Source organism: Flavobacterium sp., assembly GCF_036759525.1.
Classification (GTDB): Bacteria; Bacteroidota; Bacteroidia; order Flavobacteriales; family Flavobacteriaceae; genus Flavobacterium.
Genome location: NZ_DAIOUN010000004.1, coordinates 37358 through 62137, shown reverse-complemented (window position 1 = coordinate 62137; position 24780 = coordinate 37358). Strand labels below are relative to the sequence as shown.

22 protein-coding genes, 1 pseudogene and 1 riboswitch are annotated in these 24780 nt (G+C 35.3%); of the genes and pseudogenes, 11 read left to right on the top strand and 12 right to left on the bottom strand.

What is annotated here, in order from left to right; translation table 11 throughout:
• Positions 1 to 31: 31 nt before the first annotated feature.
• From V7M80_RS04860 to rmuC, 5 genes are all read right to left on the bottom strand, one after another.
• On the bottom strand, positions 32 to 550 hold the full coding sequence (locus V7M80_RS04860) for a hypothetical protein (RefSeq protein ID WP_333694441.1): 519 nt from the start codon (positions 548 to 550) through the stop codon (positions 32 to 34).
• A 62-nt stretch (positions 551 to 612) separates the two neighbouring features.
• The gene (locus V7M80_RS04855) at positions 613 to 1788 is read right to left on the bottom strand and encodes a GlmU family protein (RefSeq protein WP_333694439.1); all 1176 of its coding nucleotides are present in this window, start codon (positions 1786 to 1788) and stop codon (positions 613 to 615) included.
• Between the two features lie 76 nt (positions 1789 to 1864).
• Positions 1865 to 3910 carry an FG-GAP-like repeat-containing protein gene (locus V7M80_RS04850; RefSeq protein ID WP_333694437.1) on the bottom strand — a complete coding sequence of 682 codons (2046 nt, stop codon included), beginning with the start codon at positions 3908 to 3910 and terminating at the stop codon, positions 1865 to 1867.
• Between the two features lie 24 nt (positions 3911 to 3934).
• Positions 3935 to 5020, bottom strand: coding sequence for a hypothetical protein (locus tag V7M80_RS04845; protein WP_333694436.1), 1086 nt, complete (start codon positions 5018 to 5020; stop codon positions 3935 to 3937).
• Positions 5021 to 5140: 120 nt separating this feature from the next.
• Positions 5141 to 6505, bottom strand: coding sequence for a DNA recombination protein RmuC (gene rmuC, locus V7M80_RS04840; protein WP_333694624.1), 1365 nt, complete (start codon positions 6503 to 6505; stop codon positions 5141 to 5143).
• Between the two features lie 108 nt (positions 6506 to 6613).
• On the opposite strand from rmuC, the gene V7M80_RS04835 reads away from it, so the two are divergent.
• Positions 6614 to 8245, top strand: coding sequence for a class I SAM-dependent methyltransferase (locus tag V7M80_RS04835; protein ID WP_333694435.1), 1632 nt, complete (start codon positions 6614 to 6616; stop codon positions 8243 to 8245).
• Here V7M80_RS04835 and V7M80_RS04830 read toward each other — a convergent pair.
• The 5 genes from V7M80_RS04830 to V7M80_RS04810 form a co-directional block, all read right to left on the bottom strand.
• On the bottom strand, positions 8229 to 8471 hold the full coding sequence (locus V7M80_RS04830; protein WP_333694434.1) for a hypothetical protein: 243 nt from the start codon (positions 8469 to 8471) through the stop codon (positions 8229 to 8231). The genes V7M80_RS04835 and V7M80_RS04830 overlap by 17 nt on opposite strands.
• Positions 8472 to 8554: 83 nt before the next feature.
• Positions 8555 to 9325, bottom strand: coding sequence for an ABC transporter ATP-binding protein (locus V7M80_RS04825; RefSeq protein ID WP_333694432.1), 771 nt, complete (start codon positions 9323 to 9325; stop codon positions 8555 to 8557).
• Positions 9326 to 9559: 234 nt separating this feature from the next.
• The gene (locus V7M80_RS04820) at positions 9560 to 9946 is read right to left on the bottom strand and encodes a GxxExxY protein (RefSeq protein WP_333694430.1); all 387 of its coding nucleotides are present in this window, start codon (positions 9944 to 9946) and stop codon (positions 9560 to 9562) included.
• 52 nt (positions 9947 to 9998) lie between these two features.
• A complete protein-coding gene (locus V7M80_RS04815) occupies positions 9999 to 10991 on the bottom strand; it encodes an iron ABC transporter permease (RefSeq protein ID WP_333694623.1) in 993 nt (330 codons plus the stop codon).
• A gap of 101 nt (positions 10992 to 11092) precedes the next feature.
• A complete protein-coding gene (locus V7M80_RS04810; RefSeq protein ID WP_333694428.1) occupies positions 11093 to 12223 on the bottom strand; it encodes an ABC transporter substrate-binding protein in 1131 nt (376 codons plus the stop codon).
• A gap of 406 nt (positions 12224 to 12629) precedes the next feature.
• A riboswitch (cobalamin riboswitch) is annotated at positions 12630 to 12880 on the top strand.
• A gap of 80 nt (positions 12881 to 12960) precedes the next feature.
• Here V7M80_RS04810 and V7M80_RS04805 point away from each other — a divergent pair.
• A complete protein-coding gene (locus V7M80_RS04805) occupies positions 12961 to 14889 on the top strand; it encodes a TonB-dependent receptor plug domain-containing protein (protein ID WP_333694427.1) in 1929 nt (642 codons plus the stop codon).
• Between the two features lie 30 nt (positions 14890 to 14919).
• On the opposite strand, the gene V7M80_RS04800 is transcribed toward V7M80_RS04805, so the two are convergent.
• Positions 14920 to 16380, bottom strand: coding sequence for a S41 family peptidase (locus V7M80_RS04800; protein ID WP_333694426.1), 1461 nt, complete (start codon positions 16378 to 16380; stop codon positions 14920 to 14922).
• Between the two features lie 113 nt (positions 16381 to 16493).
• Here V7M80_RS04800 and V7M80_RS04795 point away from each other — a divergent pair, with 113 nt between their 5' ends.
• From V7M80_RS04795 to V7M80_RS04780, 4 genes are all read left to right on the top strand, one after another.
• Entirely contained in the window at positions 16494 to 17009 is a 516-nt protein-coding gene (locus V7M80_RS04795; RefSeq protein WP_333694425.1) for an RNA polymerase sigma factor, read from the top strand.
• The gene (locus V7M80_RS04790; RefSeq protein ID WP_333694424.1) at positions 16990 to 17466 is read left to right on the top strand and encodes a hypothetical protein; all 477 of its coding nucleotides are present in this window, start codon (positions 16990 to 16992) and stop codon (positions 17464 to 17466) included. The genes V7M80_RS04795 and V7M80_RS04790 overlap by 20 nt, the downstream gene beginning before the upstream one ends.
• 5 nt (positions 17467 to 17471) lie before the next feature.
• Entirely contained in the window at positions 17472 to 18002 is a 531-nt protein-coding gene (locus V7M80_RS04785) for a DUF4252 domain-containing protein (protein ID WP_333694422.1), read from the top strand.
• An 86-nt stretch (positions 18003 to 18088) separates the two neighbouring features.
• Entirely contained in the window at positions 18089 to 18616 is a 528-nt protein-coding gene (locus tag V7M80_RS04780) for a DUF4252 domain-containing protein (RefSeq protein ID WP_333694421.1), read from the top strand.
• A 64-nt stretch (positions 18617 to 18680) separates the two neighbouring features.
• Here V7M80_RS04780 and V7M80_RS04775 read toward each other — a convergent pair whose 3' ends face one another.
• Positions 18681 to 18932, bottom strand: coding sequence for a type B 50S ribosomal protein L31 (locus tag V7M80_RS04775; protein ID WP_333694420.1), 252 nt, complete (start codon positions 18930 to 18932; stop codon positions 18681 to 18683).
• A 235-nt stretch (positions 18933 to 19167) separates the two neighbouring features.
• On the opposite strand from V7M80_RS04775, the gene V7M80_RS04770 reads away from it, so the two are divergent.
• The 5 genes and pseudogenes from V7M80_RS04770 to V7M80_RS04750 all read left to right on the top strand — a co-directional run bounded on the left by V7M80_RS04770 (position 19168) and on the right by V7M80_RS04750 (position 24774).
• A complete protein-coding gene (locus V7M80_RS04770; protein ID WP_333694419.1) occupies positions 19168 to 19677 on the top strand; it encodes a DUF4199 domain-containing protein in 510 nt (169 codons plus the stop codon).
• A gap of 46 nt (positions 19678 to 19723) precedes the next feature.
• The gene (locus V7M80_RS04765) at positions 19724 to 20683 is read left to right on the top strand and encodes a glycosyltransferase family 2 protein (RefSeq protein ID WP_333694418.1); all 960 of its coding nucleotides are present in this window, start codon (positions 19724 to 19726) and stop codon (positions 20681 to 20683) included.
• A 41-nt stretch (positions 20684 to 20724) separates the two neighbouring features.
• Positions 20725 to 21213: pseudogene (locus V7M80_RS04760) on the top strand (ORF6N domain-containing protein).
• Positions 21214 to 21217: 4 nt separating this feature from the next.
• Positions 21218 to 22945, top strand: a complete 1728-nt coding sequence (locus V7M80_RS04755; protein ID WP_333694416.1) for a phospho-sugar mutase — start codon at positions 21218 to 21220, stop codon at positions 22943 to 22945.
• Complete coding sequence (locus tag V7M80_RS04750; protein ID WP_333694414.1) at positions 22945 to 24774, top strand: ABC transporter ATP-binding protein; 1830 nt, start codon at positions 22945 to 22947, stop codon at positions 24772 to 24774. The genes V7M80_RS04755 and V7M80_RS04750 overlap by 1 nt, the downstream gene beginning before the upstream one ends.
• Positions 24775 to 24780 lie beyond the last annotated feature (6 nt).

Here is a 24780-nt window from a genome sequence, read left to right as displayed (position 1 = left end):
AAGGTTTACAAGAAGTACACAAAGAAATTTATTATTTATTGAACTTATATTCTCGAAAAAACCAACCTGTATTATAATGCTCAAATCCTAAATATTTTACCTTTCGTTTTTTTAATTCTTTTTCTAAATCATCAACTCCTGAAACGAAACTACTAAGAATTTCAGATGTTTTACCTAATTTAAAATAAATTACAATTGATTTAGATTTCCAAGTATATCTTCCAAAATAAACTTCAGATTTTGAATATCCTGAAATTTGATCCAGATTAACTTTAGTCGTTTTTAATTTATTTAATTCGAATATTGAAAGTACATTTTCATTTAATGAAGCATATTTAAAATAAAAACAAAAAAAATAGCCTAAATGAAAAATTACATAACCTATAAACAAAGAAAAAACTATTGCAGATATTATAAATCCTAAATCTATATGTGACTTTGGCTTGTCAATGAATTTAACCACACCTAAAAAGAGAAAGTAAAAAAATCCAATAATAAAAATCAATTTTATTGATGGCAAAAAAATTTTAGGATAAAATATCTTTTTCAAAATATCATTTTAAATTTAAAAAATTACTTTGCGTAAATCTTTGTGCCCTTTGCGGTTAAACCCTACTCCTTCCTCCACTTCTTCGTCTCCTCAAACACATGTTCTAAAATCTTAGCATCTTGTTCGGTGAATTCTACTTGACGGCGAGACATCACAATACGAGCGGTTTCAAACGCTTTTTTAGTAATATAGGTTGTAAACCCGGCTGCTCCACCCCAACTGAAGCTCGGTACAAAATTGCGTGGAAATCCGCTACCGAAAATATTAGCTGAAACACCTACAACCGTTCCGGTGTTAAACATGGTGTTGATGCCACATTTACTGTGGTCGCCCATCATGAGTCCGCAAAACTGCAAACCGGTTTTGGCAAAACCTTCTGTTTCATAGCTCCACAAACGCACTTCTTCGTAATTGTTTTTCAAATTGGAATTGTTGGAATCGGCTCCTATGTTACACCATTCTCCCAAAACGGAATTTCCTAAAAACCCATCGTGACCTTTATTCGAATAACCAAACAGTACAGAGTTATTCACTTCGCCACCAATTCGGCAATGTGGTCCAACGGTAGTTGCTCCATACACTTTGGTAGCTAATTTTACTTGAGCTTCTTCGCACAAGGCAAAAGGGCCACGAATCACAGAACCTTCCATGATTTCGGAATTAGAACCTATATAAATGGGCCCGGTTGAAGCGTTTAAGGTTACAAATTCAAGCTTGGCTCCTTTTTCAATAAATATATTCTCGGGAGCAATTACATTCACACTTTTGGGAATGGGTTGCGAAGTTCTTCCTTCGGTTAACAATTCAAAATCTTCACGAATAGCGGCATCATTTTTAGCAAAAATATCCCAAGTATGTTCAATACGAAGACCTTCCTCATTATAATCTATGATTTCGTACGAATCAAAATCTACCTCTTCTTGTGTGTCATTGGTGTAAAACGCAATTACTTCATCCCCTTTACAAATAGCTTGGTTTTTCTCTAAACTTTTTATCATTTCTACCAAAACTTCATTGGGTAAAAAAGAGGCGTTGATAAGAATATTTTCTTCCATTTCTACCATAGGATATTTTTCGGACAAATAATCTTCGGTTATGGTTGTTGTGGTATAGCCTAAGTATTTTTCCCATTTTTCACGAATGGTTAAAATTCCAATGCGGATATCGGCAACCGGACGAGTGAATGTGAATGGCAATAAGGCATTGCGAACCGGTCCGTCAAAAAGTATATAGTTCATTCTGATGCTATTTTGAAATCCAAAGTTAAAAAAAAGCCCTCACAAAGGAGGGCTATTTAGCATATAAATTCAAAAATTAATTTTTTATAAACTTATGAGAGGTTATATTCCCCTCTTGATCTTTGGCTACTAATATATAGGCTCCTTGATTGAGATGTTGTATGGTAACAGATTCATTCACAACGGGAGTTTGAAGTACTCTTTTTCCTAAGGTATCAAAAATTTCTACACTTACAATTGACTTAGAAGCCGGAGCTTTAATTTGAATCGTGTGTGAAGCCGGATTTGGAAAAATCTGGAAAGCTTCTGTATTAACCGTTGGTGTACTAAGAGTAACTCCCTCTACCACATGCAATCTTTGATTGATGGTTGGATTTTCAAAAACATCAACAATTCCGGAAGGCCATCTTACGATAACTTGCGTAATTTGAGTAGCTTGACCAATACCAAAATGTACATTTAAAGAACTCATAAATTTAAAACCATCTCCACTTCTTACATCTCGGATTTGTTTACCCCATGAGCCGTAAATTTCAACACGAGCTCCAATACCGTTTCGGTTACTTTGAACTCCTTGCAAACTCAATTTGATCCAATTATTCGAATTACCATTATTGATACGTAAAGTAGCTCCGGTTTGAAAATCTAGAAAACCATCATTGTTAAGATCTCCAACAGCAGCAACTCCAAAACCTACAGCAACAGCCGAAAAAGTACCATCACCATTGTTTTTCATAATTTTACTACCTCCACCCATTACATCTACAAAACCATCATTGTCAAAGTCATGAGCAATGTGCTCAATATTGGTACTGGTGTTGGTATCCCAACCGGAACCGGCTGTAATATCTGTAAAAGTACCATTTCCATTATTTCGCATGTATTTGTGCGAACCATCACTTGTAGAGCTAGCTCCCACAATTACATCCATGTCACCGTCGTTGTCAAAATCAGCCCAAGCTGCAGACCAAGTTTGAAGTGGGTCATACAAACCGGCAGCTACAGAAACATCTGTGAATGTTCCGTTTCCATTATTGCGATGCAACTCGTTGAATTTGGCTGTTCCGGAACCTCCTCTACATTTGGCTATAAATAAATCCTGATCTCCATCATTATCATAATCAATCCAAATTGAACCATAATTACCACCATTGGGGTGAATTCCTAAAGCCATGGCTCCCGCAGTTACATTCGATTGATAAAAGGTAAGCGTTCCGGTCCCATCATTCAAAAAGTAAACATTGGGTTGCACATCATGACAAGAAAAAGCGTCCAAATTTCCGTCATTATTTAAATCCACAAAATTGGTTCTTTGACAAAAAACATATTGCGGAAAACTTTCTTGAACGTATGCCGAACCTTCGGATGCAGATTTCATAAACGTTACACCGCTTCCCCCTCCATACATCAAATCGTTGTGTCCGTCTTTATTGAAATCGGCTACTGCCATACTCCAAGTGGGTAAATTCTCTGCCGAAGTGGTTGGGAAATTCAATACATCAAATCCACCCGTAGAGGTTTGGGCATGAACTTTTATATTGGTAGAACTCACGCCTAAGATATCGTCCAAATAATCTCCGTTCATATCTACAACAGCTATATTGTATTGGCTGTTTACTGTTGGAAGTGCAACATTGGTAAAAGTTATGGTACCGGTTGGACTCGGATCTTGAACCTGACCCAAAGTTAATTGGAATATAAAATTACTTGAATTTTGCCATCTATTATCAAAAGCAATGTAATATGTTGTATTGGCGGTTACTAAAAAAGTAGCTGTTGACAGGAAGCCATTTCCTAATACGCCACCATCATCATCCCCGGCAAAGCAAGTAAGATTTCCACAGTTCCCGGTGTAAACATGAAAACGGGTATCACGAGAATTTGACGCATTTTCTTGCAAATCAGTGGTTAACGTAACTGTTGAAGAAGTGGTAGGAGTATATCTGTACCACACCGCTGCTGTGGCAGAACCATTTGGGGCACAAAATGTGGTTGGAGGTGTTCCGCTAATTGTTCCTACGGTGTGGTTCCCAGGTTCAATAGCAATGGCTTCAGCACAATTGGATTGACTCCAAAGCGAAAATTGAAAAGAAAAAATTAATAATAGTAAAGTTTTTTTCATTTTATAGTGGGTTTAGTTTTGTTTTTAATTGCATCCGGAAAGGGAATTGATCCATTGTTCAATCATTTCAACACTCTCTTGATAAACCATATTTCTACCAATCAATGGCATTCTAAACTGCTCATCATTTGTTGATAATCGGTAATGTAAAACCGAACGGGATGTATTCGCAGGAGTTACAATATTTACCAGTCCCGGAATTTCTTCCTCCGGAGTTACACAAACCCCGAGATTGGCTCTGTTTGTCGTTTCGTTAAATGCCAGACGAATAGGTCTGTAATCACAATGACTACCCGCTCTGTGACAATGGGCACAATTGATATCAACAAACGAACGAACTCTTAATTCTAGAGGCTGACTTTCATCTTTGTAATTTACTACTGTAGTAATATTGGAGGGATAACTTTCTAAGTATCCCATTTGAACCCACTTGGCCAACTGATTTTGATTCCCGGTAGTGTAGGCCAAACTCTTATTTAAATTTTGAGGTTTAGGACCAATAGGTACTGCTTCTTCATTTATTTTATGACAGGTAAGACATTCAGCTTCAGAGGGTATGCGATAATTGGTTTGTTTAACTTCATTATTTTCGTCTTGCCATTGTACATTCGTAAACGAACCGCCCATTTGAAGTGTTGCTTCGGTTTGTTCGGCATTCCAAACATATTCTGCAAAAATCCAACCCGTTTCCTTTTTGATTAACAAACGTGTTTCAATAATTCGAGTCGTATTTGAAGGCAATACATTGTTGTAGTAAAATGTCTTTATTATAACAGAACCTGTAGGGAAATTAAATACTTCATGGTCTCCGTTGTAAGTTGCTTTGACACCTTTGGGCATCCAAACAAATCGCTTTTTTAAGGCATAATCTGTAAAAAGAGAACTTATGGGTTCATACTCTAAAACGCCCAAAGCCGGCACTTGATTTTTCATTTCTCCCACAAAAAACTTGTAATCGGATAATTTTGGATAAGGCACAGCAGACAAATCAACTGTCACGGGAGAAATGGGTTCATAATCAGAATCGTCATTATCTGAGCATGAAATGCTAACCAGTACGGTTAGAAAAGTAAAAAGGGATACTAAACCTAGGGCGTAATACTTTTTCATTCGTAATTTTTGGATTATTGGGTCACCAAAAATAACAAATTTTCAATAGGTTTTACATTTTAAAAGCATAAGTTTTAATTTTTTAGCCAAAAACCTAAGGGTTATGTCAAAAAAATAGAATTATTCTAAATTATCAGTCTCTTGACTTCTTTTTAATATAGCATCCGGTAATGCTTTTTTGGCTTTCGCTCCCATTTTTTTCAATCGTTCTACGCTTCCGATTAGATTGCCTTTTCCTTCAACCAATTTACCCATAGCATTACCGTATTCCGTTTTGGCTTCTTCCATTTTTTTACCGATTTTGATTAAATCCGAAACCAAACCTTCAAATTTATCATACAAAGCTCCGGCTTGACGGGCAATTTCCAACGCATTTTCTTGTTGCTTTTGGTTCGTCCACATGCTGTCGATAGTTCGTAATGTAGCCAACAATGTAGTTGGCGTTACTATGATAATATTACGCTCAAAGGCTTTGTTATACAACGAATTATCTTCATTCAAAGCAATAGCAAAAGCGGACTCTATTGGAATAAAGAGCAACACAAAATCCGGACTTTCCATTTGATACAAATCGTGGTAATTTTTATCACTCAACTGCTCTACATGACGTTTAATGGAATTGATATGGTCTTTTAAAAATCCTACTTTTTGAGCCTCATCTTCTTCATTCGCAAAACGTTCATACGCCGTTAGCGAAACTTTAGAATCCACAATCATTTTTTTGCCGTCGGGTAAATTAATCACTACATCGGGTTGTACACGATTGCCTTCTTCCGTCATAAAACTTTGCTGTACTTCATATTCCCGACCTTTTTCTAAACCTGATTTTTCAAGTACCCGTTCTAAAATTAATTCGCCCCAATTCCCTTGCATTTTACTGTCTCCTTTGAGAGCTTTGGTCAAATTGAGCGTTTCTTTGCTCATTTGCTCATTCATTTCTTTCAACCCAACAATTTGCTGACGAAGAGCGGCATGATAGTCAATACTTTCCTTGTGCGTATCTTCTACTTTCTTTTCAAAATGCTGAATTTTTTCTTGTAAAGGCGATAAAATAGTTTTCAAATTCTCTTTGTTTTGCTCCGTAAATTTTACGGTTTTTTCTTCGAGAATTTTATTGGCTAAATTTTCAAATTCTTTGGTAAATTTTTCCTGCAATTCTTCAACTTCTTGTTTTTGTTCTTTATTGCGTTGCCAAAGATTTTCAAAATCGGCTTCTTTTTTGGTGAGTTGCATCGATAAAGAATCTTTTTCGCGACGAATTTCTTCTTTTTCTTTTCTTTCCAGTTCTAAATTTTTGGTAAATTGATTCTGCTCTTCTTGAAAACGAATTTTCAATTGGTCAATTTGGGTTAATAGTCCATTAATACGTTCTTCCAGACTTGATTTTTCGGATTTGGATTGAGCGAAAAACAGTTGTTTTCCAATAAAAATCCCAATGGCTAAAGCAATAATAAATACAATCGTAAAAAGAATAATATCTGACATTTGGCGGTAATTTTTAGAAAAGTAAAAATACGTAAAAGTAAAATGCATATCCAAAGATCTCTTCATTTTGAATGAATTTATTTTTACCTTTAACCAAAATCACTTGCTATGCATGACAAATCGTTACTCCGAAGCCAGCTTTTTCAACATCTTGATGGATTGGTAACCGCACCCGTGGCTTATGCTTTATGGGAAAAAGGCGTGTTGGATTATTTATTATCCCAAAAATCGGTTGCACTAAAGGATTTGTCAAAACAATTTAAATCTAATGAAGGTTACCTTAATGTGGCCATGCGGGTTATGGCTTCACAAGGTTTTATAGATTTTAAAGTGGATAATGCTTCTGATGAAATTACCTATTCGATAAACGAAAAAAGTAAATTAGCTTTTGATTTGATTCCACTATACAAAGAAGTAGTGGAAGCATCGAAATTTGCCGGAAATTTTCACAATCGCATTTTTCAAGAAGAACCATTTTTGCGTTTAAAACCATTGTTTGAAAAATATAAAAATCATTTCGGAATCACTTTTTCGGAGGACGAAAAAACACTTTCCATTCAAAAACAAATATTAACGCATATTGAAGGAAACTTAGTAGGCTCAACACTAGTTCGTCTGGGAATGAACGGTATGTTTCATAAATATTTTATGGAAACCCGTTTTAAACCGGAAGAATTTCACAAACAACCGGAACATTTTACACAAATTCTGAACTTTTTTGTCCATTTGGGATGGTTTACTGAGAAGAACGGATTTTATCAATTTACCGAAAACGGATTATTTTTTGCTAAAAAAGTGGCCGCTTATGGCGTTACGGTTTCCTATTTACCGATGTTTCGAAAAGTTGAGGAACTGATTTTTGGCAATCCGAATGTATTGCGTAACGTTGGCATGGGCGAAGACGAATTGCACGTAGATCGCGAAATGAACGTTTGGGGAAGCGGCGGTGCTCACGTAACTTATTTTAAAGTGGTTGACGACATTATTATTGAACTTTTCAACCGCCCGATTGAAGAACAGCCCAAAGGAATTTTGGATATGGGATGTGGTAACGGTGCATTCATTGAGCATATTTTTGAAGTCATTGACAGACAAACGTTACGTGGAAAAATGTTGGATGATTACCCGCTTTTTTTGGTGGGTGCCGATTACAATCAAGCGGCATTGAAAGTCACCCGAGCCAATTTGATTAATGCAGATATTTGGGCAAAAGTGATTTGGGGCGATATTGGTCAGCCCGATTTATTAGCGAAAGATTTAAACGAAAATTACGGAATTCAGTTGAATGATTTATTGAACGTTCGAACCTTTTTGGACCACAACCGCATTTGGGAAAATCCGAAAACAAAAACACCCAATCGATTGAGTACATCTACCGGAGCTTTTGCTTTTCGAGGGCAACGAATCACCAATAATGAGGTGGAAGATAATCTGTTGGAACATTTGAAAAAATGGTCGCCTTATGTTGCTAAATATGGTTTGCTTTTAATTGAATTGCATACGATTTCACCGGAATTAACCGCTAAAAATTTAGGTAAAACTGCAGCGACTGCTTATGATGCAACGCATGGTTTTTCAGATCAATACATTGTTGAAATTGAGGTATTGCATAAAATTGCAGCCGAAGCCGGATTGCAGCCGGATGAAAAATTATTTCATAAATTCCCAAATACGGAGTATGCCACGGTGAGTATTAATTTGTTGAAGGGAAAACAAAATGATATCAAGAAAAAATTTTAAACAATGAAAGTCCAAAAAAAGTAAAAACCAAAACCAAATGCACCACGAGCCAAACTTTTTGCCAAGTTGGTCTTTCATTAAAAGGTTGTTTTTGGTCAAATGGATCAAATGCTAATGCAATTCCTAACATCATTCCGGCATCACCAAAGTTTTGAGAAAAAATAGCGTAATACAATCCGAACAAAACAAAACCACCGTATAAAAATCTGTAAAATTTAGCATCCATACTCTACTTTTTTATAACTTTAGTAATAAGTTAGGTATAAATTTATTTTGTTACTTTAACAAATGTAAAGAAATGGTTAAATCTCAAATGATAACAAATTTCCCTTTGGTTGCATCAAATTGAATATATTCATTATTAAAAAGCGAAGAAAAAACACCTTTTGAAATTAAATTACACGGTTGATCTTGTATGATGGTTCTTTCATTCATCACAATCATTTCATCACTCAATTGAATAGCCAAATCAATATCGTGCGTAGAAAACAAGATGCATTTTTGGGTTTCATCTGTCAATTTTTTCAAGAGTTTAAACAAAGAAACTTTATGCAATAAATCCAAATGCGTAGTAGGTTCATCCAAAACAATTAAAGGCGTATCTTGGGCTAATGCTCTGGCTATTAAAACTTTTTGCAATTGTCCGTCACTGATTTCGTAGTGCTTTTGATGGATTAAATGATAAATTTCGGTTAATGCAATGGCTTTTTCAATTTGAATTTTATCATCGTCTGTTAATTTTCCAAGCCAATTCGTATAGGGTTGTCTTCCCAAAGCAATCAACTCATAAACCGTCAAATTACTGGGTGGCAATTTTTCCGTTAACACCACACTGATTTGTTGAGCTAAATCTATGGAATCAAAAGATTCGATTGATTTTTCATTTAGCAAAACGGTTCCTGAAAGTGGTTTCTGAATTCCGGTTAAGGTTCGCAATAAAGTTGATTTTCCAATACCGTTGGCTCCTACCAAACCGATTAATTTTCCTTGTTCCAATTGAATGGAAACTTCAGAAGCAACCGTTTTGGTTGTTGTTTTTAAAGTGTAGCCGATGGAGAGGTTTTGCGTTTGGAGGATCATATTTCAAGTTCTGAGTTTATACTTTACTACTTCAACCACATAGAGACATAGGAATTTCTTTGCGTCCAAACATAGTTAATAAAGCAAGCTTTATTGATAGAATGAAGAGGTTTTGGGTTTGGAGAATCATTTTTTTGAGGTGCTGAGTTTATACTTTACTATTTCAACCACATAGTGACATAGGAATTTCTATGCGTCCAAACATAGTTAATAAAGCAAGCTTTATTGATAGAATTATTCTTTGGGTAGCTTTTTAAAATATTCATTTACATAGGTTTTTTGTCCTTCATTAAAAATATTTCTACAATTAAAATTAATTAAAATTCCTTTTGGTACTTTTAGTAAATTCATATAATTCAAAAGTTGAGTTTCAGTTATTTTATGAATATCAATAACAGATTTAATTTCAACTACTAAACAATTTTCAACAAATAAATCACATCTAAAATTAATATCTAATGATTTTCCTTTATAAATTACAGGAACTTTCATCTCTGTTAAAAAATTTATTTTTCTATGTTTCAACTCTTCAATTAAACATTGATGATAAACACTTTCCAGTAATCCTCTACCCATAAATTTATGAACTTCAATTGCTGAACCAACGACTTCATAAGTCACTTCATCTAGATATTTTTACGTTATCATAGGCTATGTTTCTATGTGGTTTATACTATATCATTATTTTCCGTTTTCGAACTAAAAGCCAAACCACAACCGGAGCTCCAACCATGGAAGTAATGGCATTGATAGGTAACGTATAATCACTTCCGGGAAGTTGAGCAATACTATCGCAGACCAACATTAAAATGGCTCCAATTAATAAGGTACTCCAAAATAAGATAAAATGATTACTAGTTTGAAAAAGCAATTTAGCCAAATGCGGAACGGCCAATCCTACAAAAGCAATGGGTCCGGCAAAAGCGGTGATACTTCCGGCTAAAATACTGGTGGCAAAGATGATAATGAAACGCGTTTTTTTGAAATTTAGTCCGAGACTTTTGGCATAATTTTCCCCTAATAACAACGCATTTAAAGGTTTGATGCTGAAAATACTCAAGACCAATCCTACACCGCAGCAAATAGCTAAAATCAGGATGGAATTCCACGGCAAATTTGCCAAGCTTCCCATGGACCAAAAGGTGAATTTTTGGAGTTCTTGAGCAGTACTGAAATAACTCAATACACTCACAATAGCACTGGTAAAACTGCCAAACATGAGTCCGACAATTAAAATCGCCATCGTGTCACGTAATTTTTGGGAAACGACTAAAACCGCCATTAAAACTAAAAAACTTCCTAACGATGAAGCCAAAACAATTCCGTAATCGGAGACTAAAAAAGAAGGTAAAAATCCGGTTCCCATAATCACAAAAGCGACTCCTAGACTTGAACCCGAACTTAATCCGAGTACATAAGGTCCGGCTAATGGATTTCTGAACAACGTTTGCATTAACAATCCGGAAATAGACAAGCCCATTCCCACTAAAATAGCTGTAATAGCTTTTGGTAAGCGGAAATTCCACAGTATGATTTCCCAAGAAGTTTTGATTTCGTTGCCAAAAATGGATTTAAAAATTTCGGTTGTTGGAATTGAAACGGAACCTAAACTTAAATTAAGCAAAAACGTTCCGATTAAAGCGAAAGATAAAAAAAGGAATAGTATTTTATTTTTTTGAGTGAACACTAATTTAAACCATTTAGGATTTAATGAACTAAAGTAAGGTGTAAATATACTAAGACTCGAATTAAAATGTGATTGATAAACTATTTCAATTTCTCAAAAAAATACAATTCATAATCCTTCATCAATTCGGGATGGATAATTTTAATTAAATCTTTTAACACTAAATCAGGTCGATTAGAGGCTAATTCATAATAAATAACTCCACCCGTTTTTCCTTTTTTGGAACTGAACGAATAGACATTTTTGTTTTGAACGGCTTTAAAATGTTTGTAGTTGGGATTGGCTTTTTCGAGTTGTTCAAAGGAAGTGAATTGCCCTGGACCAATCCAAAAATCGGCATTTTGAGCGGTTTCAAAAACGGTTTCAAAAGAAAGAGATAAACTTCCGGTTCCTTTGGAGTCTTTCCACAGATAATTGGCATTTGCATTGTCTAAAAATTGTGCTGCCCAACTTTTCCCTTGGGGTAAATACCATTGGTCTTGGTAAATGGCTCCGCTCAAAATGGTTGGTTTTAAAGTAGCTTTTTGGGCTAATGCTATGGCTGCCAAATAATCTTTTTCGATGGTTTTGAACACCTCATCCGCTTTTTCTTCGAGTCCGAATAAAACGCCAAACAATTGAATCCATTCGGCTCGACCAAGCGGATGTTGCTCGGTCCAATCGCCGTTATAAAGAATTTTCAAACCGTTTTGTTGCAAATTATCATAGGTTTTCTTTTCGCCATCTACGCCAAAACCGATGATTACATCGGGTTGCATATCGAGTAAAACTTCGGTGTTTAAGCTTTGGTTACTGCCGATTTCACGGATTTTTCCGGTTTCGATTAAGGTTCTGGTTTTTTCGGAAGAAATATAATCGGTGTTAGGAAAGCCGACCAATTTGTCTTCCACCCCTAATAATTCTAAAGCCGGAATATGTGTGGTTGATGTAACGACTATTGATTTTATTGGAACTTGTATCGCAGCGTATTTTTGTAAACTATCGGGAATTTTGGCTGATTTTTTGTGTAAAATATACGTGTACTTTTTATCGGATGTGGGCCACGGATTGGAAACGGTTACGATGGAAAAATCGTCATGTTTTTGAATGGAAAGTCCGGTGGCGTAGCGAATGTAATTTTCTTGAGATTGGATTTCTGTATTTTTTTTCTCTTTTTGTTGACAGGAAATAAAGAAAAAAGAAAATATTGAAAATAAAATGAGCTTTTTCATGGAACAATTTTTTGCAAAGGTAACGGTTTGTAACAAATGTTATCTTGGGAAATTAATTGACTATTTACCTTTACAGAAAAATAAAACATGCGAGATTCCAATACCTTTATGTACATCGTTGGAGGAATTGTTTTGCTTCATTTTATAGTGGGTTTTATCTGGTTGTGGGTGAAGATGAAAAAGAAAAAATGACAAATCTTAATTCCGTCTTCATTGAAGCACGCTCCCCTAGCCCGGATTGTAGTGTAAAGCCTTTTACGGGATTGTTGCCTTTTTTCTTGGTACAAAAAAGCGACCAAAGCGAGCTCTTTTTGTGCCTTAGAAAAAAGCAACAAGACAAAAAAGCTTGGAACGAAAAGCCGGAATAGCTTCTGAAAAAAATTAAGAAATGTTTACTGAAAATGTTTACTTTTGCTCCGTATTTGGGTTGCAACGCCTTTTTTGGGCCGAGCATTAAAAGGGAATCAGGTGAAAAAGTTGGCAGTGACAGTTTTCAGTAAGCAGAAAACAAGACGCTTCAATCAAAATCCTGAGCTGTACCCGCAACTGTGAGCTAATTAGCTTGTTGTTCACTTTCATGCCATTGTTCGCCTAGGCGAATGAGAAGGCCAACAACAAGACGCAAGCCAGGAGACCTGCCTGATACATTGAGTAACAAACTTTCGGGAAAAAAGGTTTGGGTATGGGTAAATTCTATGCTTTTCTCCCATTTTAGTCAATTTATTTTTTAACTTAAAATGAATCAAAAATTCAGGTACTGTACCGCTATTGTAGCGTTATGGGGAACGTGTGCCATGGCACAACAAGACACCATTTCATTGAAAGAAGTGGTGATTTCGGACACCAAATTTGAGCAGTCCAAAGAAAAATCAGGTAAAATTATTGAAAAAATCACGGCAAAAGATTTGGAGCGAAACTCCGGACAATCGGTGGCTGCGGTATTAAGTCAAGCCTTAGGTTTGGAAGTCAACGGAAACCAAAGTGCCAATGGTAAAAACCTCAGTTACTTTATTCGAGGTGGAAGAAATCGTCAGGTTTTGATTGTGATTGATGGGATTCCGATGACGGATGCTTCAGGAATTAATTTGGAATACGACTTGCGTTTGCTTCCGGCAGAGCAAGTGGAAAGCATTGAGATTATGAAAGGTGCAGCCAGTACGTTGTATGGAACCGGAGCGGCTTCGGGGGTGATTAATATTACGTTGAAAAAAGCGGCTAAAAAAGAAATCTCCGGAAATGCCTATATGCATTTAGGGACACAAAACACAAGTGAAAACTTTAGAGGCAATCCGCAAGATTTTAATCAAGGTTTTGGATTGAATGGCACTTTAGAAAAAGTAGATTATTATGCTTCATTGAACAGTACGGAAACCAAAGGGATTTCGCAGGCGTCAGGCGAAAACTTTGAAGAAGACCAATTTTCACGAGTGAATGCGTTGGCTAAAATTGGATTTCAAGCTACCTCAAAATTAAAGTTGGATTTCTTTGGCAATTACGACCGCATGAAAACAGATTATGATGGCCCGTTTGATAATGTAAATAGTCCGGATGTTTTGGAGAATGTATCGCTTTCGGAGCAATTTCGATTTGGATTTAATCCGAAATACAAATACAGAAATGGTGAGTTTAAAATCAATTCGGGTTTTACTTTGTTGGAGCGAAGTTATAACGAACTGAATTCATGGTCGGGCAGTTTAGATAATTATGTTTACACCTCAAGAAGTGTGGTGGCAGATGCGATGAACAAATACAATTTCAATTCTTCCTTTTTTATGGTAGTGGGAACGCAGTTTCAGTTTCACGACATGAATACGCAAACGCCTTTTGATGTGATCAATCGAGAAAATGCCAAATTTAATTTGGTTGATCCATACATAACAGCGGTTTACAATACACCCTTTGGATTGCATATTAATGCCGGAGCACGACTGAATTTACATTCGGTGTATGATAATCAATGGGTTTATAATGTCAATCCGTCCTATCATTTTAAAGAATTGCCATTGAAAATAATTACCTCTTACAGTACAGCTTATATTACACCTAGTTTATATCAGTTGTATTCGCCCTATGGAAACTTAGACTTAACACCGGAAGAAAACGCAACCGCAGAAGTAGGTTTTGAAGCTACTTTTTGGAATAAGAAAATGACACTTAATGCAGTTGGTTTTTACCGAGAAGAGTCGAATTCAATTGGTTTTTTCTTTGACCCGGAAACGTTTGCCTCCTATTATGTGAATGTGGAAGGCGAAAATCGCGTGCGTGGTGTTGAAACTACATTAACTTACAACTTTTCTTCTAAAGTTAGAGTAACCGGAAATTATTCATTTACAGATATTCCTGAAGAATTGAATCGTTTGATTCCCAAACATAAAGGAAATATAGCGTTGGATTATCAAATGAATGCAAGAACTTTTGCCAGCATCAGTTACCAATATGTTGATGACAGAAGAGACGCATTTTTTGACGGGGGAACATTTGCTACTACGGATGTATTCTTGGGTTCTTATCAACTTCTTAGCGGATTGCTCAAATATGAAGTATTGAAAAACCGCATGTCTGTCTTTGGAGCGGTGAACAATATTTTAAATGAAGAATTTGTGGAAACTGTTGGATACAATACTAGAGGTAGAAATGTCAAAATAGGATTGAATTTTATGTTTTAACAAAAAGGGCTCGAATTATCGAGCCCTTTTTTATTTCAACAATTCCAATAAATCTTCCGGCACATCATCTAAGTACATTTCATTACCCAAGGGTCTAAATGTTTTGGAATCTTTGTAATCTAGTTTCAAATTACCCACATAAGGCTGTCGCATTCGTCCATTTTCAAGAATATGAGCAATAGCTGTCGCAAAATAAGGTTCTTCAGGCTGACCCAAAACTCCTAAATTTCCAATATCTTCAGATTGTTGAATTAGAGGAGAAATTCCGTTTTGGTAATCGCCAAAACCATCTCGGTTAACAATCTTCAAAACAATAGGTTGCATAGCATAGGTATGATTGCGATTGATATTTTGTTTGTTGGTTAATTGCGGAGAATCATACAATGTTATTGAACCCACATTTTTACCACTGGTAGTCAAACCAATCTGAACCACATCAATATACGGCTTTAAACCATTAATAACCAATTCACTAGCCGATGCAGAAGTTCCGGTAGTCAAGATGTAAACTTTAGATAAATTCAAACTATTTATTGCTGTACCATTGGATAAAGTTGTAGTAAACCGATTCAAAAGGGCACTGGGATTATTGGCATTAAAAAAGGCTTCTACTTTGGCATTCCATTCTTGTTTGGCAAAAATTTGTCCCGAAAATTGTCCTGTAATCATACTAGCCAAACGGGTTGCTGTGTTAACAGAACCTCCTGAATTATAACGCAAATCAACAACCAAATGCGTAACTCCCGCTGCGGAAAATTGTGCAAAAGCCTGATTCAATTGTTGTTCAAAACCGGCATAAAATCCATTGTACATGAGGTAGCCAATTTTATGGGGTCCAACTTCAACAACATTGGTTACAAAAACAGGATTTTCGGTATACTCAGATTTTTGGAGGGTTACGGAAATTCCGTTTGGAGTTATAGCCCCATTATTATAATCTGCAAACTTAAGCGTATAGGAGTCTCGGGCTAACTCTCTTCTCCAATCGGCCTCATTTGCCGCAGTCATCGGAATGGAATTTACTTCATAAAAAATCATCCCTCGCGTAATATTTTTATTTGCCGCATCGGTATTGGGCAATACATAGCGTACCCATCCATAAATATCGGTTTGCGAAGCATCCTTAAATTTTAAACCATACTCTATTCCGTTGGTTTTAAAACTCCCTTGCAATAAATTTTCCAGAACGCGGTAATCATTAAAAATTACACTAAATCGATCTGTTGCTCGGTCAACCAATAAATCCTCAAACGTGGCCTCTGGTGAGTTGTAGGTTTCTAAAAATAAATTGAGTTCACGCTGATTGGCAAAACGATTATCGGCTAAATTGGGTTCATCGGCTTGCCAATAATAATACAAATTCAACCCTTTCCAAATAAAATCTTTTACTTCCAATGCAGAAGGAACCGGATTATCATCTAAATCTTCACAAGAGTAGAAAACTCCAAATGTGAGAATCAGTCCCACAAAAAAACGATTCAAATACTTCATAGCTTTTATTTTAATAACGTAAATTTAATAACTTTAGATTAATTTTTAGAACCCTTGTAACAAAAATTAAAGTAAATCGTCTTGACTGTATAACCTAACTTAAAAGCAAACGAATGACCCAATTTGAATTTGTAGAGCTTATTTCGCCTTTTAAAGATAAAGTCTTTCGTTTGGCTAAGCGGTTATTGGTAAGTACAGATGAAGCACAAGATGCTACTCAAGACATATTGTTAAAACTTTGGGATAAAAAAGTGAATTTGAAAAATTATTCCAGTGTAGAAGCTTTTGCAATGACAATGACCAAAAATCATTGTTTGGATCAATTGAAATCGAAAAGAGCCTCAAATTTAACCTTAGTACATTCCAACTATAGAGACAATGCTTCGGGATTAGATCAAAAAGTTGAAGACCGTGATAGTTGGCAATGGGTAGAGAAAATTATGAGGGATTTACCGGAACAACAACGGATGATAATTCAATTGCGAGACATAGAAAGTTATGAATTTGAACAAATAGCCGAGATAATGCATATGAATGAAACCGCTGTTCGAGTTGCTTTATCCCGAGCTCGAAAAACCATAAAAGAAAAAATGATTAAAACGCATCAATATGGAATTGGAAACTATTAAAACTTTACTGGAAAAATATTTTGAAGGTGAAACTTCTGTTGCAGAAGAAAAACAATTGAGAAACTATTTCTCCAATCCGGATTGTGCCCCCGAATTAGAGCCATACAAACAAATGTTTGGGTATTTTGAATCTGAAAAAGATTCCGTTTGGGAAAGTACATTGCCTTATGAAACTAAAGCCACAGCCAAAACATTTTTTTCGCTCTCAAAAATAGGAATCGCTGCCAGTTTAATCTTTTTTGCCGGAGTTTTATCCTTTTTTATAATTACAAATCAAGAAAAGCAAAAAAACACTATTGCTTCAACCGATTTGGGTACTTTTGACAATCCGGAAGAGGCCTTTCTGGAAACTCAAAAAGCTTTGGCATTAGTATCTCAAAAATTAAATCAAGGACTCGAAGGAGTTACCTACATTAACGAATATCAAAAAACAACAACCCTAATTTTCAAAAACTAGAAATCATGATAAAATTTTTAACCACTTTAGTACTTGCACTTGTTTCCCATGTTCTTTTGGCTCAAACCGTTTTTGACAAGTTTGACGGTCCGGAAGACATCACAACAATCACCGTAAACAAAAAAATGTTTGAAATGATGAGTAAAGTCAAATCAAACACTACAGACAAAGAAACCCAACAATATCTTAATCTGGTAAAAAAACTGGAAAACCTTAAAGTATTTGTTACCTCAAATACCAAAATGGCTGCCGATATGAAAGCTACCGCAGAAAAATACATCAAATCACCGGGTTTGGAAGAACTCATGCGAGTTAATGACGGAGGAAAAAGCGTGAAAATACACATTCGTTCCAGTGCAAATGGCACTAAAATTAAAGAACTCTTTATGTTTATAGAAGGTGGACCAAAAGATAAAGAAACCATTATCCTACTTTTAACCGGCGATTTTGATTTAAACGAAATCTCGTTACTTACCGATAAAATGAGTTTACCCGGAGGAGAAGATTTGAAAAAAGCTTCAAAAGGAAAAAAATAATTTCAGTTTGATCTACATCATCTGAAAACCGAAGTGCAAAAAGCTTTCACATGAAAAACGAATCTACTTCTTAAAAAACATCAATTATGAAAAACTATATTTTTTTAATTCTAATTCTAACCCTAGCGGGATGTAGCAACGAAAGTTCTTTGCAGAAATATTTCGTTGAAAAGACCGAATCCGCCGACTTTATAGCGGTTGACATTTCTCCTGATATTTTAAATGCAGATGCTACTCAATTATCGGATGAACAAAAAAAGGCTTTAAAAACCTTTAAAAAGATGAATATTTTAGCATTCAAAAGGAATGAAACCAACCAAGAAAAATTTAAAACCGAAAACGCTAAACTCAAGGAAATTCTAAAAAATGAAAAATACCAAGAGCTTATGAAATTTGGTTCCGGTAAAAGTGGAGCGGCGGTTTACTTTACCGGAAAAGAAGATGCTATTGAGGAATTCATTTTATACGGAGCCCAATCTGAGACCGGATTTGCTGTAGTGCGTGTTTTGGGTGACAAAATGAATCCCGAAAATTTTATGGTACTTCTGAGTGCTTTACAAAAATCGGACATCAATCAGGAACATCTAAAACCTCTTGAAGGATTGTTTAAATAGAAATTGTGTTTGTAAAAAAAAATCCCGATTGCTCGGGATTTTTTTGTATGAAGTAAACAAAAGATTATTTTCCTCTGTTTGCATATTTGTTTTTGAATTTATCAATACGACCTGCCGTATCAATAAGTTTCGATTTACCAGTGTAAAAAGGATGTGAAGTTCTTGAAATCTCCATTTTAAACACCGGATATTCAACTCCTTCGTGTACAATGGTTTCTTTAGTTTCTACAGTTGATTTGGTAATAAATACATCTTCATTTGACATATCTTTGAAAGCTACTAATCTGTAATTTTCTGGGTGAATTCCTTTTTTCATTTTTGTAAATCTTTTTCTATTAATGGTTGTGCTACATTTTGCGGCTTTTCGGAGTGAAAAGGTATAAACGCCACACAACTTTTTGTTTATACTAATTTTGAGGTGCAAATTTAATCAAATTATTCAAATCGCCAACGTATTTTTTCAAATTATTTAGTGATGCTTAATTTTAAAACCTTTTTGTAACATTACTACCTATTTTTATACTAATTTTAGAAATTAAAACTCAAAAAATATGGAAAACAAACCAACGCTAAAAAGCCTTATTCTCTTATACGGAACCATCCTAGCCGTTATAACTATCTTAATTTCTGTTGTGAAATATGTTTTGGGAAATCATTTAGAGAGAAATGCTTGGGAAAGCATGATCGGAATTGCTTTGATGATTATCTTAATTGTTCAACCCATCAGAATACTCAAAAAGAGCAATAATGGTTTATTATCAATTAGTCAGGCCCTTAAGATTGGATTGGGAGTGGCTGTCATTTCCGGAGTTCTTTCTATTTTTTACTTTGTAATATTTGCCAACTTCATAGAGCCTAATTTTGCAAATGATGTTTTGGATGCCCAAATGTCTGAAGCCCTAAGACAAAATCCGAATCTTTCTACTGCCGAGCTGGAAAAAGGAAAAGAGCTAGGAAAAGGATTGGTAATGCCTATGCTTTATGGCGGAATTATAATTGTAAATTTATTTTTGGGCTTTATTATTTCCTTAATTACCGGTTTGGCATTGAAAAAAGAGTAATTTTAAGATACTTCTTCGTATTTTTGAACTCTTTTAGAACTATTTTATGGATATATCAGTAGTTATTCCACTACTCAACGAGGAAGAATCTTTAATAGAACTCCATTCCTGGATTGTTCAGGTAATGAATACAAACCAATACAGTTATGAAATCATCTTTATAGATGATGGTAGCTCAGACAATTCATGGCATAGCATAACCCAACTTTCTCAAGAAAATCCCAATGTTAAAGCCATTCGGTTTTTAAAAAATTTCGGAAAATCGCAAGCTCTTCATGCCGGATTTGCCAAAGCTCAAGGTGATGTTGTTATTACCATGGATGCCGACTTGCAAGACAACCCCGAAGAAATTCCGGGATTGTACAACATGATAGTGCAAGAGAATTTTGATTTGGTTTCCGGTTGGAAAAAGAAACGATACGATGCGGTAGTATCCAAAAATTTACCCTCAAAATTATTCAATTGGGCAGCCAGAAAGACTTCCGGTGTGCAATTGAATGACTTTAATTGCGGTTTAAAAGCCTATAAAAATTTGGTCATCAAAAACATTGAAGTATCCGGCGAAATGCACCGCTATATTCCGGTTTTGGCTAAAAATGCCGGTTTTTCAAAAATTGGCGAAAAAGTCGTAAAACACCAAGCCCGAAAATATGGCGAAACCAAATTTGGTATGGAACGCTTTATTAATGGTTTTTTAGATTTAATCACCATTTGGTTTTTGTCTCGCTTTGGAAAACGACCCATGCATCTTTTTGGAGCTTGGGGTGTAGTCATGTTTATGATAGGATTTTCTACTGCCGGTTATATAGGTGTCTCAAAATTATACCGATTGTATAACGATTTACCTTATGATTTGGTAACCAATAGTCCGTATTTTTATATTTCCTTAACTACTATGATTATTGGAACACAATTATTCTTAGCCGGATTTTTAGGAGAAATAATTCTACGAAGTAAAAATGCAAGTGAAAATTATAAAATAGCAACCGAATTAAATCTGAAATAAAAAATATATGCCACTACAAAAAATTAATAAACGCCAAAATCATGAAAGCAGAATTTATTCAACACCAAATAATTGAAATTAGAGGTCAAAAAGTAATGTTCGATTTTCATTTAGCTAACTTATATGAAATCGAAACAAAAGTTCTTAAACAAGCAGTTAAAAGAAACATAAATCGTTTTCAAACTGATTTCATGTTTGAACTCAATTAAGAGGAGTTCAAAAGTTTGAGGTCACAATTTGTGACCTCAAAAAGAGGTGGTTTACGTTACATGCCCTTTGCCTTTACTGAACAAGGAGTGGCCATGCTTTCAAGTGTGTTAAACTCTGATAAAGCTATTGCAATCCATATCGCCATCATGCGAACATTTGTATCGATAAGGCATTTTAGTTTGCAACACAAAGAATTGAATGACAAAATAACAGAAATAGAAAAACAGTTTCCGGACATTTATAAAATTTTGAATTTTTTAATGGACAAAAAAAGTATACCCGGAAACTTAGCACGTAATAAAATAGGATACAAAAAATAAGTATATGCATATTCCTGAAAACATCTTAAGCAAAGTAAACGAGTGGCTTACGCCAACTTTTGACAATGCGACTCAAGAAGAAATCAAAAATATGATGACTTCTTCACCTAAAGAATTAGAGGAAAGTTTCTATAAAAACTTAGAATTCGGAACGGGTGGAATGCGAGGAATCATGGGCGTTGGTACCAATCGCATAAATAAATATACGTTGGGAAAAAACACCCAAGGGCTTTCTGATTACTTGAAAAAAGCTTTTCCAAACGAACAACTAAAAGTGGTGATCGCTTACGATTGTCGTCACAATAGTGATACGTTAGCCAAAGTGGTTGCCAATGTTTTTTCCGCTAATGGAATCAAAGTTTATCTTTTTGAAGAATTACGTCCAACGCCTGAATTATCATTTGCTTTAAAACACTTAAACTGCCATGCCGGTATTGTTTTGACCGCGTCTCACAATCCCCCGGAATACAACGGATATAAAGTATATTGGCAAGATGGAGGGCAATTAGTCCCGCCACAAGATGAAGAAATCATTCAGGTAATTGAAGATTTGGCGTATGACGAAATTAAATTTGAAGCCAATGAAAATTTGATTGAATATATTGGTGATTCTGTTGACGAAGCTTTTTTCAATTCAACGATTGAAAATGCCAGTTTCAATACGCCATCTTCTGCAAAAGAAAACCTCAAAATAGTTTACACTTCTTTACACGGAACCTCTGTAAAAGCCATTCCGGCCGTATTAGCCAAAGCAGGCTATACCGATGTAAACATTGTAAAAGAGCAAGAAGTGCCCGATGGAAATTTTCCCACTGTAAAATCGCCCAACCCGGAAGAACCGGAAGCTCTAACTATGGCTCTTGCATTAGCTGAAAAAACCAATGCAGATATTGTAATAGGCACCGACCCTGATTCTGACCGTTTGGGAGTAGCGGTACGCAATACCGAAGGTAAAATGATTTTACTCAACGGAAACCAAACTATGGTCATCATGACTGCTTTCTTGTTAGAACAGTGGAAACGTGAAGGCCGATTCAAAGGCAATGAGTTCATTGGTTCAACTATTGTTTCTACACCCATGATGTTGGAATTGGCAGCTGCCTATGGAGTTGAATGTAAAGTTGGCTTGACCGGATTCAAATGGATTGCCAAATTCATCAAAGATTTTCCGAATCAAAAATTTGTGGGAGGTGGCGAAGAAAGTTTTGGTTTTATGGTAGGTGATGCTGTTCGCGATAAAGATGCGGTAGCCGCTACCTTACTCGTTTGTGAAATTGCTGCACAAGCCAAAGCAGCCGGAAGTTCATTGTATAAAGAACTGTTGAACTTATATATAGATCACGGATTTTATAAAGAATACTTAATTTCTTTGACTAAAAAAGGAATTGAAGGGGCCAACGAAATCAAACAAATGATGGTTGACCTTCGTGAAAACCCGTTGAAAGAAATCAATGGCCAATGTGTGGTTTGTGTAGAGGATTACCAAAATTCGACAGCCAAGAACCTTATCACAGAAGAAGTAGAACCTATTCATATTCCGAAATCGAATGTGTTGATTTATTATTTGGAAGACGGTACCAAAATTTGTGCTCGCCCTAGCGGTACAGAACCTAAAATCAAATTTTATTTTAGTGTCAATGAGCCACTGGACTCCTTAGATAATTTCAAAAAAGTAGAAGCTGATTTAGACCAAAAAATTAAAAACATCGTCGCAGAAATGCACCTCAACTAATGGATGAAAATTTAAAGAAAATAATTCCTTTCGCTAAAAAATTTAATGGGCACATCTTTTGGAATGTAACTTTCAATGTCTTGTATGCCCTTTTTAGCACATTGTCGTTTGTGGCATTATTTCCATTAATGGAAGTTCTTTTTAAAATGAACGAAAGGATTATTACACTTCCCAAATACAATGGAATAACAAATTTAGGATCTTATGGCAAACAATATCTTCAATATTATGTAACTAAATTATCTGATGAACAAGGTCCTCAATATGCACTTTTACTTACGGTTGCATTGGTAATTTCTACTTTTTTGTTCAAAAATTTATTCAATTATCTAGCCTCACAACACCTAACCAAAATAAAAAATGGTGTACTTCATGATTTGAGAGAAAAAATGTATGAAAAAATTATAGCATTGCCTATTTCATATTATTCCGAAAAAAGAAAAGGGGATATAATGGCACGAATGCTTGGAGATGTAAACGAAGTACAAAATTCATTTTTTATGATTTTAGAACTTATTGTAAAAGAGCCGCTTACTATATTATTTGCCATAATTGCTATGCTAAACATAAGTTTAAAATTAACGCTCTTTGTTTTTATTTTTATACCCATATCAGGATTTATTATTTCTAAAATCGGTAAAAGTTTAAAATCTAAATCTCAGAATGCACAAATAGAAAACGGATATTTAATTTCCATAGTGGAAGAAAGTCTTAGTGGATTAAAAGTTGTGAAAAGTTATAATGCAGAATCATATTTTAAGGGAATTTTCAACAATTCAATTGATCGCCTTTTGAAATTAAACAATAGTATAGGAAAGAAAAACAACCTAGCCTCTCCTATGAGTGAATTTATGGGAATTGTTGTAATTGCAATTCTACTATGGTATGGAGGCAACTTGGTATTGGTAGATCAATCATTAAATGGAGCATTATTCATCGTATATTTAGGATTAGCTTACAATATTTTAACTCCTGCAAAAGCTATTTCAAAGGCTTCTTATGCAGTAAAAAATGGACTAGCAGCTGCAGAACGTGTATTTGAAGTTTTGGAGGTAGAAAATCACATAACCGACAAAATAGGGGCAATTGAAAAAACCAATTTCACAGCATCAATCCAACTTAAAAATATTAATTTTAAATATGCCGAAGAAGATGTTCTAAAAAACTTTAGTTTGGAAATCCCTAAAGGAAAAACAGTAGCTTTAGTAGGGCAATCCGGAAGTGGTAAAAGCACGATTGCCAATTTATTAACGCGTTTTTATGATGTAAAAGAAGGAAGCATTCAAATTGATGGTATGGATATCAAAGAGATTACCATGAACTCCTTGCGTAATATGATGGGATTGGTTACTCAAGATTCCATTTTGTTTAATGATACCATTAAAAACAATATTCTAATAGGAAAACAAAACGCAACCGATGATGAAATCATTGAAGCTTTGAAAATTGCCAATGCCTATGAGTTTGTAAAAGATTTACCAAACGGAATCAACACGAATATTGGGGATGCCGGTGGAAAACTTTCGGGCGGTCAAAAACAACGCCTTTCGATTGCACGTGCCGTTTTAAAAAATCCACCCATAATGATTTTGGATGAAGCAACCTCTGCCCTGGATACCGAAAGCGAAAAATTAGTACAAGTAGCACTGGAAAATATGATGCAAAATCGAACATCAATTGTAATTGCTCACCGACTTTCTACCATTCAAAAAGCCGACGTAATTGTAGTGATGCAAAAAGGAGAAATTGTAGAACAAGGTACGCATGACGAATTACTGGCTAAAAATGGGATGTATGCCAAATTGGTAATGATGCAGTCGTTTGAGTAGGTTATG

Excerpts from the sequence above, each read along its gene's own strand:
- V7M80_RS04855 (WP_333694439.1), bottom strand. The coding sequence starts at position 1,788 with ATGAACTATATACTTTTTGACGGACCGGTTCGCAATGCCTTATTGCCA.
- V7M80_RS04850 (WP_333694437.1), bottom strand. The coding sequence starts at position 3,910 with ATGAAAAAAACTTTACTATTATTAATTTTTTCTTTTCAATTTTCGCTT.
- V7M80_RS04845 (WP_333694436.1), bottom strand. The coding sequence starts at position 5,020 with ATGAAAAAGTATTACGCCCTAGGTTTAGTATCCCTTTTTACTTTTCTA.
- rmuC (WP_333694624.1), bottom strand. The coding sequence starts at position 6,505 with ATGTCAGATATTATTCTTTTTACGATTGTATTTATTATTGCTTTAGCC.
- V7M80_RS04835 (WP_333694435.1), top strand. The coding sequence starts at position 6,614 with ATGCATGACAAATCGTTACTCCGAAGCCAGCTTTTTCAACATCTTGAT.
- V7M80_RS04830 (WP_333694434.1), bottom strand. The coding sequence starts at position 8,471 with ATGGATGCTAAATTTTACAGATTTTTATACGGTGGTTTTGTTTTGTTC.
- V7M80_RS04825 (WP_333694432.1), bottom strand. The coding sequence starts at position 9,325 with ATGATCCTCCAAACGCAAAACCTCTCCATCGGCTACACTTTAAAAACA.
- V7M80_RS04810 (WP_333694428.1), bottom strand. The coding sequence starts at position 12,223 with ATGAAAAAGCTCATTTTATTTTCAATATTTTCTTTTTTCTTTATTTCC.
- V7M80_RS04805 (WP_333694427.1), top strand. The coding sequence starts at position 12,961 with ATGAATCAAAAATTCAGGTACTGTACCGCTATTGTAGCGTTATGGGGA.
- V7M80_RS04800 (WP_333694426.1), bottom strand. The coding sequence starts at position 16,380 with ATGAAGTATTTGAATCGTTTTTTTGTGGGACTGATTCTCACATTTGGA.
- V7M80_RS04795 (WP_333694425.1), top strand. The coding sequence starts at position 16,494 with ATGACCCAATTTGAATTTGTAGAGCTTATTTCGCCTTTTAAAGATAAA.
- V7M80_RS04790 (WP_333694424.1), top strand. The coding sequence starts at position 16,990 with ATGGAATTGGAAACTATTAAAACTTTACTGGAAAAATATTTTGAAGGT.
- V7M80_RS04785 (WP_333694422.1), top strand. The coding sequence starts at position 17,472 with ATGATAAAATTTTTAACCACTTTAGTACTTGCACTTGTTTCCCATGTT.
- V7M80_RS04780 (WP_333694421.1), top strand. The coding sequence starts at position 18,089 with ATGAAAAACTATATTTTTTTAATTCTAATTCTAACCCTAGCGGGATGT.
- V7M80_RS04775 (WP_333694420.1), bottom strand. The coding sequence starts at position 18,932 with ATGAAAAAAGGAATTCACCCAGAAAATTACAGATTAGTAGCTTTCAAA.
- V7M80_RS04770 (WP_333694419.1), top strand. The coding sequence starts at position 19,168 with ATGGAAAACAAACCAACGCTAAAAAGCCTTATTCTCTTATACGGAACC.
- V7M80_RS04765 (WP_333694418.1), top strand. The coding sequence starts at position 19,724 with ATGGATATATCAGTAGTTATTCCACTACTCAACGAGGAAGAATCTTTA.
- V7M80_RS04755 (WP_333694416.1), top strand. The coding sequence starts at position 21,218 with ATGCATATTCCTGAAAACATCTTAAGCAAAGTAAACGAGTGGCTTACG.
- V7M80_RS04750 (WP_333694414.1), top strand. The coding sequence starts at position 22,945 with ATGGATGAAAATTTAAAGAAAATAATTCCTTTCGCTAAAAAATTTAAT.